The sequence below is a fragment of the Dyadobacter sp. CY347 genome (genome assembly GCF_021502655.1).
Lineage (GTDB): Bacteria > Bacteroidota > Bacteroidia > Cytophagales > Spirosomataceae > Dyadobacter.
Map to the genome: position 1 here is coordinate 123,467 of NZ_JAKFFT010000010.1, position 16,016 is coordinate 139,482.

A 16,016-nucleotide genomic window follows, 5' to 3' on the forward strand; every position below is an offset into this window, starting at 1 on the left:
GCCTTCGACTCCGCTCAGGCTGACAGGGCTTGGTTGGCTCTGGCTGACAGGGTTTGGTTGGCTTAGGCTGACGAGGCTTGGTTAACTTAGTCTGATAAGCTTAGTTAACTCAGGCTGAAAGCGTTAGCTAGGCCTACATAAAGGCCTCTCCCCCCTACGACAACTTCCAATCCCCTCTATACTTCCTCTTCACAAACTGGTTCGCTTCGTCAAAGTTGGTGATTTTCATATTATTTCCATCCCAAAGCAACTTCTTACGGCCTGGATAGTCAAAACCTTTGCCATCTGCTTTTGCTGTGCGCAGGTTGTAGCTGCGGATTCCGAGGTTACCCATGATTACGGTTTCGGTTAATGGTCCGGCGTAATCGAATGATGAGGTTAATGCTTTGTGTTCTTTGCTGTTGAAACCGGCTTTGCAAGCGTCTGTCCAGGAAACGTGGTGACCGAATTCCGGCATGGGGGTGTATTTGTTTCCAAAATCACCCTGCTTGTATTCGAGCTTCGTGCCGTCGTTCAGGTAAACTTTTGGGTTAATACCATATGTCCCGCAAGTCATCACACCTTTTTGACCGATTAACAAAACACCATTGCTGCTGTCTGGTTCGCCAAGCGGATCGTTTGCCGGGATAATTTCCGGGTGGAATGGACGCAAGCCGCCGTCGTGCCAGGTTAATGTTACTTCTGACTTATTGATCTTGTTTGCAGGGAATTTTAATTGAACCCTTGATGATGGCGGGCAGCCTTCGGGAATGTATTCCGGGGTCCAGTCTTTGATGAAAACTTGCCCTACGCTGCATTCCAGTTCGGTTGGATAACCTAATCCTAATGTGCGGAAAGCGGGGTCGATTAGGTGGCAGCCCATGTCACCTAGTGCGCCTGTGCCGAAATTCCACCACCCTCTCCATTTAAATGGGTGCCAGGCCGGATTGTAATCAACCCATTCAGCAGATCCTACCCAAAGTTCCCAGTCAATATCAGCCGGAACAGGGAATTTTTCCGTTGGAACTGGAATTCCTTGGGGCCACACAGGACGGTTGGTCCAAACGTGTGCTTCGTGCACATTGCCTATCAAGCCCTTTGAAAACCATTCTTTCATTTGGGTTTGCGCAGGGTTAGAAGCACCCTGGTTTCCCATTTGGGTTACTACTTTATATTTACGCGCCGCTTCGGTAAGCATTCTCGCTTCATAAATGTCATGCGTCAACGGCTTTTGCACGTATACGTGCTTGCCGCGCTGCATGGCTGCCATCGCGATAATGGCGTGCATATGGTCGGTTGTTGAAACGGTTACGGCGTCAATGTCCTTTTCCATTTCATCAAACATCTTTCTGAAATCCTTGTATTTTTTTGCGGTCGGATGGAGCTCAAAATTCTTTTTGGCTTGGCCCCAATCCACGTCGCATAATGCCACCAGGTTTTCGGCGCCTTTATTCCAGGCATTATTTGTATCTGAAAAACCTTTTCCGCCAACCCCTATTCCTGCAATATTCAATTTGTCACTCGGTGCCAGGAAGCCTTTGCCCAATACATGGCGTGGGACAATAAAGAAACTTCCAATTGTTGCTGCCGTTGCTTTTTGCAAAAAATCCCGGCGCTTCACATCTTTCGGTTTATTTTCTGAACGCATCTGATTTGATAGAAAAGATAAAGTGGATAATAATATTTAAAGCATACTTGTCATGATAATTACTTGCAGCCTCCCGATTTCCGGACGGGAACCGTAACCATAACGCCGATGTTTTGAAGGCTGTATATTATTCCCTTAACTTTGGGGAGAATAAGCATTAATAAATTCCCGACTTACATTACCCGGTAATGCAAATAACACTCATGAAATCGAAGATTCACCGCGTTAAGGTGACTCAGGCGGAGTTGAATTACGTAGGCAGCATTACTATCGACGAAGATCTGATAGACGCCGCCGGATTAGTTGAAAATGAACAAGTTCACATTGTCAATAATAACAACGGGGAGCGCTTTGTAACCTATGTGATTAAAGGTGAAAGAGGCTCAGGAATGATCTGCTTGAATGGTGCGGCTGCTAGAAGGGTTCAGATCGGCGACATTATTATCATCATTGCTTATGGCTCCATGAGCCAGGATGAGGCGAAGACATTCAAGCCCATGGTCGTGTTTCCGGATCATAATAACCATCTTGTGGTCTAAACTTCCTTTCTTTACAGGTTCGCAAAATCTTTCAAATAGCTATGAAAAGCGCTTTACGTTACATCATATCGCTCGCGCTCGCAGGCGGCCTGATCTGGTTTGTCTTTAAAGACATCAACTTTGCAGAAATGCTCGACAGGTTTGCCAAATCAGACTGGCGATGGATTGCGCTATCGTGCGTTTTATTGCTTGGCGCTCACATTACGAGGGCCTGGCGCTGGGGCATGTTAATGGAGCCGCTGGGTCACAAACCCGGCCTTTTCAACAGCTCTATTTCAGTCTTAACCGGTTATTTTGCCAATTATATTGTACCAAGAATGGGCGAGGTAACCCGCTGCGGAACATTATACCGACTGGAACGCATTCCCGTAAACCTGAGCTTTGGAACGGTCGTGGCTGAACGTATATTCGATGTGCTGATTTTATTATTGATGATAGGATTAAATTTTATCCTCGAATTTGACCGTCTGAGCACATTCTTCACTGATTTTTTCCAAAGCAAAGTTCCGGGCGGCCAGGGCGATTCAGCGGCAACATTGCTGGGCATACTCACTGCATTCATGCTTTTTGGCGTGATTGGTGTTTATATCATTTATAAAAATGCAGCATTAAGGGAGAAGATCCTGCGAAATTCATTTGTTCAGAAGATCCTGACATTTGGGAAGGGCATGCTGGACGGGTTTTTAAGTATTCGTAAATTAAAGAGCCCGGGTTTGTTCATTCTTAGTACAATTGCCATCTGGGTTTTCTATTATTTCGTTTCTTACGTCTTATTCTTCTGCATTCCCGAAACGTCCAATCTGGGACCATTGGCTGGATTAACATTGTTGGTTGTTGGCGCTATCGGAATGACCGCCCCCACACAAGGTGGCATTGGCGCTTATCACTTACTGGTTGGTAACGTCATGATTTTGTATGGGTTATCACAAAACGACGGGATAACATTGGCTACATTCATTCATGGCGCGCAAATGATTTTTATGCTGGTTATCGGTGCACTTGCGTTCCTATACGTTTTAGTACAAAACAAAAAATCGGTTTCCGAAGACAGTCGGGTTACAATCGAAAATTAATTGTTGTTTTTATAGTCCGGCTATATTGAAACAAAGTATGATAACGTATTATCATTACCCAAACCCTATTTAACAGACCCCATGAACCTTACCGAAAGCAAGATATTAAGGCTGGAAGAAGCCATCCCAACCATAGAAGACTGGCAGCGCGCCGGACAAAAAGTAGTTTTCACAAACGGCTGCTTCGATATCGTTCATTTAGGACACATTGATTATCTGGAAAAAGCACGCGCATTAGGCGACAGGCTGGTTTTGGGCTTGAACACAGATGCTTCTGTCAGCAGGCTAAAAGGACCATTGCGGCCGGTTGTCAATGAATATGCAAGAGCAAGATTAATGGCAGCGCTTTCATTCATTGATGCTGTCATTTTGTTCGACGAACCGACGCCTAGTCAGTTGATTGAAGCCGTAAAACCTGACATTTTGGTCAAAGGAGACGATTATACCGTTGAAACTATTGCTGGCGCGGATTTTGTTTTGGGTAAAGGGGGTGAGGTAAAAACGATCGCTCTTGTAAAGGGTTATTCGACTACCGCGCTGATTGAGAAAATAAAACAAGGATATAACTAACACAAATATGGCTGGTGCATATGTAATTGGTATTTTGGTGATGCTTATTAGCCTTTATGTGCAATGGCGTCTCAAAAGTAAGTTTGAAGAATACTCGCAAGTAGGGTTGAGCAATGGCATGAGCGGAAAGGAAATCGCTGAAACCATGCTTCGTGAAAGCGGAATATATGATGTAAGGGTTTTATCGGTCGAAGGAAGGCTTACTGACCATTATAATCCTCAGGATAAAACAGTTAACCTAAGCCCGGATGTTTATCACGGAAGAAGCGTATCCGCTGCGGCCGTTGCTTCCCACGAATGCGGGCACGCCGTGCAGCATGCTACTGCTTATAAATGGTTACAGTTCAGGTCACAAATGGTGCCTTTTTTAAGCATTGCTTCATCTTACATGCAATGGATCATTTTAGGAGGAATCGTTTTATTGAACACAACGCCTATTCCATTAGCAATCGGTGTAGCGTTATTCGCCGCAACAACATTATTCAGTTTTATCACATTGCCTGTTGAATACGACGCAAGTAACAGAGCACTCGCCTGGATTAAAAATAACAGGATTGTAAATGAGAGAGAATATGTGATGTCGGCCGATGCGCTGAAATGGGCTGCCAGGACTTACTTGGTTGCTGCAATCGGTTCCCTTGCAACATTGCTTTATTATGTGAGCTTGTTGATGGGGAGAAGGGACTAAGCTTTTTGCCTGTAAGCCTAAGCGGACCGGGCCGCCGGGCGGTCGAAGGCGCGTTACTCCTGGGTGAACGCGCCTTCGACTCCGCTCAGGCTGACAGGCAAAAAGCTTAGGCTTATAATAAAAAGGTTGGGAAACGATGTTTCCCAACCTTTTTTCATTTCTTCTTCTGATTCCAGTACACAACCACATTATGCGTCGATCTTCCTGACGCCAGAATATCCAAATCCCCATCTCCATCCAAGTCCGCTGCGGCAATATCTTCGCAGGCGATTTTGATCTTTTCATCCAGGGCATATTCCTGCCACTTTTTTCCTTCGGGATCTGATCCTACGTAAATTCTGATGCCGGTTTCTCCGTTAACATTAGGATTGCGCCAGCCCATGACCACCTGGTCGCGGCCCTGGCCGAAGAAATCGGCGCATAATAAGGCGTGGCCTTCTTTTATTTTATCAGTTAAAACTGTGCGGTTGTCTTTTGAGTAAACGACCACGCTTGTGCCGTGCATCGGTTCGATCGTGGCTGTGAATAATTGGTTTTTGCCCAGACTTCCCGTCCTGATCTCCCCTACTCCTCTTTCCGGGACCATCCATGTGCCTGATGGCGCCCAACCGTCTGCGCCATTCAGGAAAACCTGAACGCCCTCTTTGCCTGCAACGGCCAGGCCGGCCATTCTGCCGGGGACTTCCATAGGTTGTAAATTATGCGTCATATGCATGCCGGTTTCGACCAGTTCATAGCCCCATATGCCCATTTTTTTCTCAGGAACATCAAATACGATCAGCTTCACACCCGCGCCTTCTCCTCCCGAATTTCCTTCCCCATGTAGCGGAAGCACCGCGAGCTGAAAACCTCCTTCTGCTGTTTTGATCCATTGCATTCTATGGATGGTAACCTCATGGTGCAATCGAACCGGTTCCCAAAGCTGCGTGCGGTCGTTTGGCGCGGAGAGATAATATACGGCGCCGGATTGTTTTATATTTTTTGTTTCCGAAGGGTTCCACTGGGCGCCTACTGCCACTTCCACTTTCCCGTCCCCGTCAATGTCCCTGGCTGCAATGCACACATTATCCTGTTCGGTGAGGTCCCTCGCCATGACGATACGCGTCCACTTTTCACCTTTTTTACCAGGATTTTTATACCAAACAATTTCCTTTTTATCTGCCAGCAAAATATCAGTTTTCCCATCCCCATCCACATCACCAGACGTTACCCCATAACCTATACTGATCTTATCATCAATAACTTCCCCCACAAAAGTCGCCGTCTGGGCAAGCGTTTCGGCTGTGACCCATATAAGGGCAAAAAGTAATAATTTTCTCTTCATAGTCTCGGATTCAGGCCAAAAGACCTGCTAATTATTTAAGCATATTTTTTCACAATATACTTCAAAAAGCGTACAGCAGCATTTGAAAAAAGACTTTTTTGTGTGGCTTTGATCGGCTTTACCTACTTTTGTAAATTATTGTGAACCAATTTACCATTCATGAAAACTGTCCCATTACATCAGGTCCATATCGATTTGGGTGCCAAAATGGTCCCATTTGCAGGTTTTGAAATGCCTGTACGCTATTCCTCGGATCTGGATGAACACCACACTGTAAGAAACAATGTCGGCGTGTTTGACGTCTCTCACATGGGAGAATTCAGCGTTAAGGGCCCGAAAGCTTTGGATCTGATTCAAAAAGTTACTTCTAATGATGTTTCGGCATTGTTTGATGGTAAAGTCCAGTACAGCTATCTGCCCAACGGAAACGGCGGCGTAGTGGATGATTTATTGGTTTACAGAATAAAAGAAGACGAATATTTCCTGGTTGTGAATGCGTCCAATATCGAAAAGGACTGGAATTGGATCCAAAGCCATAATACAGAGGGCGTTTCGATGGAAAATCTTTCCGACGACCTTTGTCTGTTCGCAGTGCAAGGTCCAAATGCGACGCCTACGCTGCAAAAGCTCACTTCGGTTGATCTTGGCGCAATGGACTATTATACATTTAAAATCGGCGAAATGGCCGGGATTTCGGATGTAATCATCTCAGCAACAGGTTACACTGGCGCAGGCGGATTTGAAATATATGTTAAAAACGTTGATGCCGTGAACATGTGGAAAGCCATATTTGAAGCGGGAGCTGAATTTGGCATCAAACCCGTGGGACTGGGCGCCCGCGACACCTTAAGACTTGAAAAAGGGTTTTGCTTGTACGGCAATGACATCGATGACAACACTTCGCCTTTGGAAGCCGGCCTGGGCTGGGTTACCAAATTCACCAAAGACTTCATCGATGCAAACGACCTGAAAGCACAAAAAGAAGCTGGTTTGACGAAAAAGCTGGTTGGCTTCGAAATGATTGACAGAGGCATTCCTCGCGGACATTATGAGCTTTGCGATGAATCCGGCATCAAATTGGGAGAAGTGACTTCGGGCACACAATCGCCCACATTGCAAAAAGGAATCGGCATGGGCTACGTTCCCGCTGCATATGCCAAGCCTGAGACGGAAATTTACGTAAAAGTCCGTGACAGATTATTGAAGGCGAAAGTTGTTAAACTCCCTTTTGTAAAAAACTGATTATCTCCCCCAATTCATTCCATAGTATCGATTGCATTTTATGAAACAACTTGACGTTTGCCTTACACCCGACCTGCTTCATTTACATAAACTGGACAATTCAATTGTAGTCGTAGCGGATGTTTTCAGGGCTACTTCGTGCATGGTTACCGGTCTCGCTTATGGTGTTAAGAGCATTACGCCAGTTGCCAGCATTGAAGAATGTAAATTATTACAAGACAAAGGTTTCATCGCAGCTGCGGAACGCGATGCGCGGAAAGTGGAAGGTTTTGATCTTGACAACTCCCCTTTCAGCTATATGAACGAGCGGCTGATCGGCTCGCAGATCGCAATGACAACCACCAACGGAACGTTATCCATCGCCAAAGCAAAAGCCTCGGCAGTGAAAGTCATGATCGGGTCATTTTTGAACTTAGGCGCACTGACAAATCACTTGCGCTCAGAACCTTATGACATTCTGGTGCTTTGCGCAGGCTGGAAAGGCAGGCCTAACCTGGAAGATACATTGTTTGCAGGAGCGCTTGCGGACGCACTGAAAGACCAGTTTATGCTTTTGGAAGATGGCACATTAATGGCGCAGCGACTATACGACCAGAGCCGTAACAACTTGCTGGCCAGTGTTTCCAATTCATCCCACGTGCGCAGGTTGCAGCGTTTGGGAATCCAGAAAGATATATCTTATTGTTTGCAAAAAGACCTTTATGATGTTGTGCCGGTTTTGCGTGGAAGCACGTTGGTAGCAATGAATTAACTTAAAATACTAAAAACATTTACATGTTCAGATTCGTCTTTATTATCTTTTGCGGGCTGATGATTTTTACAAATCAGGCCAATGCCCAGCGAAAAACCAGCACACCCAAAAGACAAATTTTTACGCCAAAGAAAAAGCCTCCTGTTCCTACCCGGCCAGCCGTAACGCCAAAAGCAGACACGACTGTTACGCCTAAGGCAACGCAGGCGGCACCCGTGACCACTCCGGTTACGGATACAACGGCCGTTCGCGACGCCGTCCGGGACACCATTATCACACCGGACAGCAGCAATGTTGAGCTTTCTTCAGACACGCTAACCGAAAAAGAAGCAGAAGAACGGCTAGCCAAGACTGAACCAGCCGCAGACAGCGTAAAAACCTTCAAGATCGTTATTGACGACATCTCTTATCTGTCCGTATGCCCCGGAACGACCATTAACATTCCGTTTAAAACAGTAGGCCCATATGACGATGGCAACACATTCATCGCGCATTTGATTGATGCAAATGGAAAATCGGTTCCTATCTCGCTGCCGGTGAGTAAAAGTCCAGTTAAAGCGGTGATCCCTTCATATAAAATCGGCGGGGAAGTTTACAGGATACAAATTGTGGCTTCTATTCCGGTGGTTAGAAGCCAGGAAGTGCCCATTCGTTTGTTGCAAAATGCGAGTGCAAGACTCGAAGTGATCGACGGGACGCAATCTGTGCGCATTATGCCCGGGCAGGAAGTGAACCTGAAAGTCAACTTTACGGGTGCGGCGCCGTGGTCATTTTTAATGTCGGATAGCACGGTTGTATATCAAACATTATCTAACCCGCATTATCTTACTGTAAAGCCAACGGACGTGAAGGCTTACAAGCTAATGGGTGTTGCCAATGCTTGCGGAAGCGGAAGCGTTTCAGGAGAAGCCATTGTGAATGTCAATAATAATCCCGAGCCCAAGCTGGAATTAAAAGAAGTTGAAAAAATTGCAAAGCTTTGCAGCGGCATTCCTTTCCAGGTTCCTTTTAATGCGACTGGGAAATTTAAGGATGGAAATAAATTTGTGGTGCAGATTGCAGAACGGTCGGGAGCTTTTAAATCCATTTCAACGCCGGACACAACAGGTTACATTACCACACAGATCCCAACAAATTACAAGCCGGGCGAGTACAAATTGCGCGTTGTTTCCTCTGCCCCTTACCTGGTAAGCCAAACGACCAACATTAGCATTGTTTCACCCACCGTTGCCACTTTGCAAAGAGATTCGCTGCGGTTAGGAGAAAATGAGACGGGCGAATTAACCGTGAAATTCACAGGCGGCGGGCCTTGGTTCGTGCTGCTTTCGGATGGGACTTATGAGAACAACATTCAGGAATCGCCCTACAAAGTGAAGGTTAAGCCTGTTTTCGACACGAATTACCAGATTACTTCTGCGGGAGGTTTGTGTGGTGTAGGTAAATTTTCAGGATCAGCAAAAGTTTCTGTCAAAAGCCCCCCTGCAAGCATTACACTGGAAAAATTGCCGCAGAATATGGTTTGTGCCGGTTCGACCATTGAAATACCTTATAAAACGGAAGGCCGTTACAACCCTAACAATAAGTTTTCTGTTCAAATGACGGATAAATCGGGCCGCTTTGTGAGCTTGCCGACAACCGTAACTCCTACTGCCATGAAGGTTAAGATCAGCAATGCTGCGCAGGGCGACACCATTAGAACACAAAAAATCAGGATCATCTCTTCCTCTCCTGCCGTTTCAAGCGCCATTGAAGAACTGGATGTCATTGCACCGGATAAGGCGATCGGCGAGGTTTCGGGCAAAGGCACCATCACTGCCGGAAGAACCACGCGTATCCTATTGAAATTCAAGAATGGCTTGGCACCCTGGTCATTCACGTTATCGGACGGAACTGCCATCAACGGAACATTCCTGAACCCTTACTTGATTTCAGTTTCACCCGCCACAACTACCGAATACACGATCAGCTCGCTGAAAAGTGGCTGTGGCACGGGAACGGGAAAAGGATCGGCATTGGTTACGGTTTCCAATTAACACGCAAAAGGCAGCTTTTCGCCGTAAAAGGAAGTGATTATGAAGCGGCTGTTTTTGTTTGTGCTTCTTTGCGGCGCCCTATCCCGGATGAGTTGGGGGCAAAATGTGGCATTGGGCCAGTGGGAAACGCATTTCAATTATCTCTCTGCAAAGCACGTTGTCCGCGTCAATGATCACATTTTCTGCGCTTCGCATAATGGCCTTTTCAGCATTCATACTGTTGACAAACAGATCAAAACCTGGTCAAAGTCCGACGGCCTGACGAGCACGGGCATTAGCAGTATGGCATTTAATAAAGCCCAAAATCTGTTGCTTCTGGCTTATAGGGACGGCAATGTTGATCTGGTTTATCTCGAACAATCCGCCCGGGCAGAACAAATTATACATTGGCCTGTATTTTCTCAAAACCCGGATTTACCTGAAAATAAGGATATTAAGCGGATTATTATTCAGGAAAATCTCGCATATCTCTGCACAAGCTTCGGCATTGTTGTGTTGGACATTGAAAATCAGCAAGTTGATGAAACCTACCGATATATAGGAACAAACGGAACGCAGGTTTCAGTGCGTGACATTGCCTTTGCTTCGGACTCGCTTTACGCCGTGACGTCGCAGGGACTTCTGGCCACTTCCATGCTGCCGGCTGTGAACCGCCAGTATTTTGCCAATTGGAAAACCATTGTTACACCGGCAAAAGCAGTGGCCGTTGCGGAGAATGCTTCCCAGTTGTATATAGGCTGCGTGGGTAAGGGTTTGTATTTAAAAGAAAAGGGAAATTGGAAATCCCTGTTTTCGTCGGGTAGTCAAACTTATTTTATGACCGCATCAGAAAGAGACCTTACCGTGACATTGGATGATCAGGTCGTTTTATTAGATCAGAAAAACGCAGCGAAGACATTCACAAGCCCATTATTTGAAATTCCCAAAGCAGCGGTTCATACAGATAATGAAAAATTCTGGGTGGCCGACGCGCAAAATGGTCTGCTCCATAACGAAAGTCAAGCATTTCAATCTTTCACACGATTACAAGCCGACACCACCATTGCTGGCAAAAAAGATTCCGTCATTACAGACTTGAACGGCGTAATTTGGACTCGGCTTCCTGATTATCTGGGCGGAGGAATTTTGGTCAAGAATGCGCAAAACCAGCAACGTGTCCTTTCAACAAATCTTGGAAATGGAAGTTTGCCCTCTGCCATCATTAATAGTCTGGCCATTGATCTGGACGGATACATTTGGTTTGCAAGCGATCGGGGCGTCGGGTATTTTGTTGCCGATGATATTCTGAATGCTGCCAGGGTGGATGCTGTTTTGCCAATATATGGCCAGAGAAAGCTTTTTGCCAATGAAAAGTGCACAGCGATTGCCATCGAGCCCGGCAATCGGAAATGGATCGGAACACGAAATGGTTTGTTTCTTTTTAATGCCGACGGCACCGAACTAATCCAGAAATTCACTGCAGCAGACAGTCCTTTGCCCTCCGATTCGATCAGTGCATTGGAATTTGTATCAGAAACGGGCATTTTGTTTATTGATACACCCAATGGAATGGTGTCGTACCGAAGCACCGCGACAAGTGCAGCCGAGAATTTTTCAAATGTCAAAATTTTTCCAAACCCTGTTCATCCGGGCTATGGCGGGAACATTGGCATAACAGGTCTGATGAATGAATCTATTGTCAAGATCACCGACCTTTCGGGCCGCCTGATCTATGAAACGAAATCACAAGGCGGCACCGCTTCTTGGAATTTGAATGATTACACGGGCCAGCGCGCAAAGGGTGGAATTTACATGGTCCTTGTTGTTACCGCAGACGGCAATGAGAAATTTGCCGGGAAGTTGGCGGTTATTGATTAAATTATAAAAACAGAATTGTGATTTACGATCCCGTAAATCCAGAAACGTAACTATGACAACCCCAGAATTTGCACCCTATATCGTAGGGATTACCGGCGGAAGCGCTTCGGGAAAAACCTATTTCATGAAGAGCCTGATCGATTCGTTTGAAAAAGAAGAGATCACCCGGATCTCGCAGGATAACTATTACCGCCCGATTCACGAGATCCCAAGGGATGAAAACGGAGTTGAAAATTTTGACTTGCCGGAAACGATCGACCATCATTTGTTTGCCGAACACATTGCCGTGCTGCGGGCTGGCCGGGAAGTGCATCAAAAAGAGTATACATTCAACAATCCGTTGATCAAACCGGAGATTTTAGTTTTTGAACCGCGCCCCATCATTATTGTCGAAGGTATTTTTGTATTCTATTTTCCTGAGATTGCCAGGCTGATCGACTTGAAAATTTTTGTTGATGCAAAGGAGCACGTTAAAATAAAACGGAGAATTATTCGTGATAATAACGAACGCGGCTACGATCTGGACGACGTGCTATACCGCTGGGAGCATCACGTGGCGCCAACTTATGACAAATTTATACTCCCACTGCGCTCCGAAGCCGATATGGTCATCAACAACAACACACGCTTCGACACCGGCCTCGAAGTGTTGAAAGGTTTTTTAAAAGTAAAACTGGCAGAGAGGAAAAATAATCTCTAAATTGCAATGCATATACGTCGGACAGCGTTGAAATGCATGATGTGCTGATAGCCGGTCCGCGTTGGTACAATTTTTTACAGACACCTAAGGAATCATTTTTAACTATTCTACTAAGTTCCCAATATGAAAACCACCTTGCTAACACCAAACTTATTTAACCATTTAGGCAAAATGAAAGCTTTACTTTTTGTGTTATTGCTTTCATTCGTGCTTTTAGGATGCAAAGAAGACGATGTTGATCCGGATTTGACGAAAGAATTTGTTGGCACTTGGTCAGGAGTAGTTGTTGTTGAGAACGGTTACGAGACTAAGACAGACTGGGTTATAGTTCGTACTTCCGATAATTCTGTAAAAATAACGTCTACTTATAACTTTATTGCCAAGGATCCTAAGTACACGTCAAGATCAACGGTGACGAATATTGAGAATGTTACCTTGTCGAGAACCATCGCGAACAGTATCAGCTTGAACACTACTGAGGAAATTGCAATTCCCGGTGATACCATCATTGTAAAAGGTGTGGGAATTGTTCAAGGAAAAACGCTGACTTTCTCATCAACTGGCACATCTAAGAAAACAGGACAAGTAACAACTCCCCCGGCAAGCGTATTTAACAAAATGTGATAAACTAAACTGCTATTCAATTTGATGAGACCACTTTCAGAAAAAGTACTTTGTCGCACACTATTATGTTTAAGCATGTCGGCAATGCTGATTTGCTGCAAAAAATCTGATGGTCCTTCAACGAATGGCTACGAATATCTTCCACTGGAAGTTGGCCGGTTTACGACTTATGATGTAAGTCAGGCTACATATTCTGCTGGAAAAACTGTACCTGTTGTTAGTAACTGGCAGGAAAAGGATGAGGTGATCAGCAGTTCGGAAGGCAGCGATGGATCTTTAATTTTCGTTGTTGCCCGCTCATCAAGGAAAGCTGAGTCCGAGTATTGGCAAAAAGTTAAGGAGTATACCATTACAAGATCTCCTGACAAGGTTTTGACATCTATTGATAATGTGTCTGTTTTTTCACTGGCATTTCCAGTTGCCAACAGGATAGAGTGGAATGGAAATAGCTACAATAACCGGGAGAAACAGACATTTCGTTATGAAGATGTCGATAAACCATTTGACCTAAAAGATCAAAGGTTTGGTAATACACTGAATGTGGTTGAGCGGAAAGACTCATCTGTTATTAATAAGTATATAGGGCAGAAACGATACGCTCAGCAGGTAGGATTGATTTTCGAAGAGCAAATCGCGCTGGAATACTGCCAGACTCCTGATTGTCTTGAAAACGACAAACAAATTATTGAATCTGGATTTTCGTTGAAAAAAACGATCAATCAGTATGGCAACAATTAGAATTTACCGCTAAGTAAGGTGCCTAAATTCGAATATAAATTTCTACCAAAATTTGATAGTTAAAAAAATACAAGTATATTTGCTACGGATACATTATAACTTAAAACACTTGACATGAAAACAGTTCAGACGCACTCTACACAGACAAAGAAAATGTATAATCAGCCAGTTTTGGAGAAACTTGGATCAGTTACTAAACTGACCAAAGGAAAACTGGGAAGCGCTTTTGACGGAGTTGGAAATCCTTTTGAATTTGATGGTGAGGGTTGATATTTATTAACATCTTCATTCCTAGGAATTCAAATTGCTGATCGAAGGATTTATAGATTATCAAAATTGTTTTGTAAATAACTTTACATACAATTTTGATAATCTATTTGTTTTTAATGAGGGGTATATTGGGGAACATGGCTTTGTAGATTCCGCTGATCTCTATTATAGTGCTTCGATAGGATATGGCAACGCTGACGGTGCGCCAGCCGGCTATGTAAGTAATAACTATAACGGCGAGCTATCTTTAAGCGCATTTAAATCTCAACTGAATAGCGCTTCATACAACAAGCCTTCCATTGGCGCATGGTATGACCAGGAAAGCCAACAAATATTTCTTTCCAGGGAAATTTTCGGAAAAGTCCCTCTTTTCTACATTCACATCCCCAATCAATTTTTTGCTTTTTCGACAAGCTTAGTCAGCTTGATACAGAAAGAGCATGTCAAACGTCACTTGGCAGTTAATGTGGATAAGATAATCCCATACTGTTCGCGACGGCATCCGAACTTTGCAGTTGATGCGTCATCGACGTTTCTTACAAATATCAAATCAGCTCTTCCAGGTCATCTCCTATCAGCCACTAGCGCGCAAGTTACGAGCACGGTCTACGCCGCTTTTAATTTGGAAAAATGGCGTGATTTAAACACCATTGAGCGAGCTGCCGAAGCAGTTGGTGATTCTTTAAGAGAAGCAGTGTTACATGCAACCGGGCAGAAAACAAAAATCGTTGGTTCTCATTTAAGTGGTGGGTTGGATTCATCATCGGTCAGTTCGGTCTTCAAGCAGCTCTTCCCCGATCGGCCTTTACATACAATTCATATCGGTGCGGTTAGTAATCAATCAGATGAGAGCAATTTCGCTTCGTTCGTCGCTGACAAAATTGGTTCGGTCCATCATATTGTCCCTCAGTCAGAAGATGATCTGAAATATCTTGAACTCAGCACCAGAATCTTTGGTCAGCCGGAATCTTCTTTCCTATCCTCAGCGACAAACTGCAATACAATTCGTCTCGCGCGTGAATTCGGATGCGATATACTATTAAATGGACATGGCGGCGATTCCGTGATCGGTAATGGAATTGAGCAGCTCGGATTGGCTTTTGACAGCAGAGATTGGCCGGTTGTAAGTTATATCTTGCAAAAACGAGTCCGCTATTTTCCACTTGCTTCCCAGTACGCTAATTGGGATAACCTGTCAGAAGCGACAAAGAACAAGCTGGTTGTGCAAAATTTCCTCTATCGCAAGCTGACTTATTTCCGATCCCTCCCCTGGCATGAACAGCTTCAGCTGCATAAGGAGGTTTCAAAAGAACTGGGAATTTCCTATATGTACTTTGTAAGACGTGCAGTCAAAAATATGTATTTAAGGGCCATCAACGAAAACGTCAATACGACTTCCTCACTGGTAAGGAGCGAGATTCTTCATTCAAGTGCGATGGGGAATATCGCCGATCAGGTAAATTTTCCTACATCCCTGAGAGGTGGCTTGCCAGCAGAATTTCAGGAGTTATTTGAAGATGTGTTCCATCCGCATGTCATCCGAACGCAGGAGGGGCATTTTTTCCTGGGCGAACATTTCGGAGTGAGTAAGCGGTCACCATACATGGATCATAAGCTGTTTGAGCAATGTATGGCAATACCAAACATGATTAAGTTTGGGGACGGAATCGGCCGCGCTCATTTAAGAGAAGCGATGAAAGGGATATTAGCGGAGGAAGTTCGTACCCGTTCGACAAAGTCTTCATTAAGCTCACCGGATGGCGATTTGATGACCACGCGCTTATATGAGCAATCTCAGGAGTACTTATACGACACGAAGCAAGTATGGGACTTTATTGATCGCAAAAAATTCGATGAACAGGTGAGCATTTTAAAAAATAAAAAAATACCCTACGCACAAAAAACGAAGACTTACTTCCATATCACAAGAACCATTTCGCTTTCAGTCTGGCTGGAATGGTTTGCGCAACAAAAGTAAGT

General features: G+C 44.7%; 15 protein-coding genes. 13 read left to right on the forward strand and 2 right to left on the reverse strand.

Translation table 11 applies throughout. The annotated features are described in order from the left end of the window. Positions 1 to 154: 154 nt before the first annotated feature. On the reverse strand, positions 155 to 1,627 hold the full coding sequence (locus tag L0659_RS23510) for a Gfo/Idh/MocA family protein (RefSeq protein WP_235129020.1): 1,473 nt from the start codon (positions 1,625 to 1,627) through the stop codon (positions 155 to 157). Positions 1,628 to 1,815: 188 nt separating this feature from the next. Here L0659_RS23510 and panD point away from each other — a divergent pair, with 188 nt between their 5' ends. The 4 genes from panD (at position 1,816) to L0659_RS23530 (ending at position 4,497) form a co-directional block, all read left to right on the forward strand. Continuing rightward, entirely contained in the window at positions 1,816 to 2,166 is a 351-nt protein-coding gene (panD, locus tag L0659_RS23515) for an aspartate 1-decarboxylase (protein ID WP_235129021.1), read from the forward strand. A gap of 41 nt (positions 2,167 to 2,207) precedes the next feature. After that, positions 2,208 to 3,239, forward strand: a complete 1,032-nt coding sequence (locus L0659_RS23520) for a lysylphosphatidylglycerol synthase transmembrane domain-containing protein (RefSeq protein WP_235129022.1) — start codon at positions 2,208 to 2,210, stop codon at positions 3,237 to 3,239. Positions 3,240 to 3,320: 81 nt separating this feature from the next. Further along, positions 3,321 to 3,809, forward strand: coding sequence for a D-glycero-beta-D-manno-heptose 1-phosphate adenylyltransferase (rfaE2, locus tag L0659_RS23525; protein WP_026630551.1), 489 nt, complete (start codon positions 3,321 to 3,323; stop codon positions 3,807 to 3,809). A 7-nt stretch (positions 3,810 to 3,816) separates the two neighbouring features. Continuing rightward, positions 3,817 to 4,497, forward strand: coding sequence for a zinc metallopeptidase (locus L0659_RS23530; RefSeq protein ID WP_235129023.1), 681 nt, complete (start codon positions 3,817 to 3,819; stop codon positions 4,495 to 4,497). Positions 4,498 to 4,651: 154 nt separating this feature from the next. On the opposite strand, the gene L0659_RS23535 is transcribed toward L0659_RS23530, so the two are convergent. Further along, positions 4,652 to 5,821 carry an FG-GAP and VCBS repeat-containing protein gene (locus L0659_RS23535; RefSeq protein ID WP_235129024.1) on the reverse strand — a complete coding sequence of 390 codons (1,170 nt, stop codon included), beginning with the start codon at positions 5,819 to 5,821 and terminating at the stop codon, positions 4,652 to 4,654. Positions 5,822 to 5,980: 159 nt separating this feature from the next. On the opposite strand from L0659_RS23535, the gene gcvT reads away from it, so the two are divergent. From gcvT to L0659_RS23580, 9 genes are all read left to right on the forward strand, one after another. Then, positions 5,981 to 7,063, forward strand: coding sequence for a glycine cleavage system aminomethyltransferase GcvT (gene gcvT / locus L0659_RS23540; RefSeq protein WP_235129025.1), 1,083 nt, complete (start codon positions 5,981 to 5,983; stop codon positions 7,061 to 7,063). A 40-nt stretch (positions 7,064 to 7,103) separates the two neighbouring features. After that, positions 7,104 to 7,814 (forward strand): 2-phosphosulfolactate phosphatase, encoded by a 711-nt coding sequence (locus tag L0659_RS23545; protein ID WP_026630547.1) that lies wholly within the window; start codon positions 7,104 to 7,106, stop codon positions 7,812 to 7,814. Between the two features lie 23 nt (positions 7,815 to 7,837). Beyond that, entirely contained in the window at positions 7,838 to 9,847 is a 2,010-nt protein-coding gene (locus L0659_RS23550) for a hypothetical protein (RefSeq protein ID WP_235129026.1), read from the forward strand. Between the two features lie 39 nt (positions 9,848 to 9,886). Continuing rightward, positions 9,887 to 11,704 carry a T9SS type A sorting domain-containing protein gene (locus L0659_RS23555; protein WP_235129027.1) on the forward strand — a complete coding sequence of 606 codons (1,818 nt, stop codon included), beginning with the start codon at positions 9,887 to 9,889 and terminating at the stop codon, positions 11,702 to 11,704. A 52-nt stretch (positions 11,705 to 11,756) separates the two neighbouring features. After that, positions 11,757 to 12,404 (forward strand): uridine kinase, encoded by a 648-nt coding sequence (locus L0659_RS23560; RefSeq protein ID WP_235129028.1) that lies wholly within the window; start codon positions 11,757 to 11,759, stop codon positions 12,402 to 12,404. Positions 12,405 to 12,527: 123 nt separating this feature from the next. Continuing rightward, positions 12,528 to 13,028, forward strand: a complete 501-nt coding sequence (locus L0659_RS23565) for a hypothetical protein (RefSeq protein ID WP_235129029.1) — start codon at positions 12,528 to 12,530, stop codon at positions 13,026 to 13,028. 84 nt (positions 13,029 to 13,112) lie between these two features. Next, positions 13,113 to 13,766, forward strand: coding sequence for a hypothetical protein (locus L0659_RS23570; RefSeq protein WP_235129030.1), 654 nt, complete (start codon positions 13,113 to 13,115; stop codon positions 13,764 to 13,766). A 114-nt stretch (positions 13,767 to 13,880) separates the two neighbouring features. Continuing rightward, entirely contained in the window at positions 13,881 to 14,036 is a 156-nt protein-coding gene (locus L0659_RS23575) for a lasso RiPP family leader peptide-containing protein (RefSeq protein ID WP_235129031.1), read from the forward strand. Between the two features lie 34 nt (positions 14,037 to 14,070). After that, positions 14,071 to 16,014, forward strand: a complete 1,944-nt coding sequence (locus L0659_RS23580; protein ID WP_235129032.1) for an asparagine synthase-related protein — start codon at positions 14,071 to 14,073, stop codon at positions 16,012 to 16,014. Positions 16,015 to 16,016: the final 2 nt, after the last annotated feature.

What these genes read in the sequence shown, in the direction of transcription:
- L0659_RS23510 (WP_235129020.1), bottom strand. Translation starts at nt 1,627, where the DNA reads ATGCGTTCAGAAAATAAACCGAAAGATGTGAAGCGCCGGGATTTTTTG.
- panD (WP_235129021.1), top strand. Translation starts at nt 1,816, where the DNA reads ATGCAAATAACACTCATGAAATCGAAGATTCACCGCGTTAAGGTGACT.
- L0659_RS23520 (WP_235129022.1), top strand. Translation starts at nt 2,208, where the DNA reads ATGAAAAGCGCTTTACGTTACATCATATCGCTCGCGCTCGCAGGCGGC.
- rfaE2 (WP_026630551.1), top strand. Translation starts at nt 3,321, where the DNA reads ATGAACCTTACCGAAAGCAAGATATTAAGGCTGGAAGAAGCCATCCCA.
- L0659_RS23530 (WP_235129023.1), top strand. Translation starts at nt 3,817, where the DNA reads ATGGCTGGTGCATATGTAATTGGTATTTTGGTGATGCTTATTAGCCTT.
- L0659_RS23535 (WP_235129024.1), bottom strand. Translation starts at nt 5,821, where the DNA reads ATGAAGAGAAAATTATTACTTTTTGCCCTTATATGGGTCACAGCCGAA.
- gcvT (WP_235129025.1), top strand. Translation starts at nt 5,981, where the DNA reads ATGAAAACTGTCCCATTACATCAGGTCCATATCGATTTGGGTGCCAAA.
- L0659_RS23545 (WP_026630547.1), top strand. Translation starts at nt 7,104, where the DNA reads ATGAAACAACTTGACGTTTGCCTTACACCCGACCTGCTTCATTTACAT.
- L0659_RS23550 (WP_235129026.1), top strand. Translation starts at nt 7,838, where the DNA reads ATGTTCAGATTCGTCTTTATTATCTTTTGCGGGCTGATGATTTTTACA.
- L0659_RS23555 (WP_235129027.1), top strand. Translation starts at nt 9,887, where the DNA reads ATGAAGCGGCTGTTTTTGTTTGTGCTTCTTTGCGGCGCCCTATCCCGG.
- L0659_RS23560 (WP_235129028.1), top strand. Translation starts at nt 11,757, where the DNA reads ATGACAACCCCAGAATTTGCACCCTATATCGTAGGGATTACCGGCGGA.
- L0659_RS23565 (WP_235129029.1), top strand. Translation starts at nt 12,528, where the DNA reads ATGAAAACCACCTTGCTAACACCAAACTTATTTAACCATTTAGGCAAA.
- L0659_RS23570 (WP_235129030.1), top strand. Translation starts at nt 13,113, where the DNA reads ATGCTGATTTGCTGCAAAAAATCTGATGGTCCTTCAACGAATGGCTAC.
- L0659_RS23575 (WP_235129031.1), top strand. Translation starts at nt 13,881, where the DNA reads ATGAAAACAGTTCAGACGCACTCTACACAGACAAAGAAAATGTATAAT.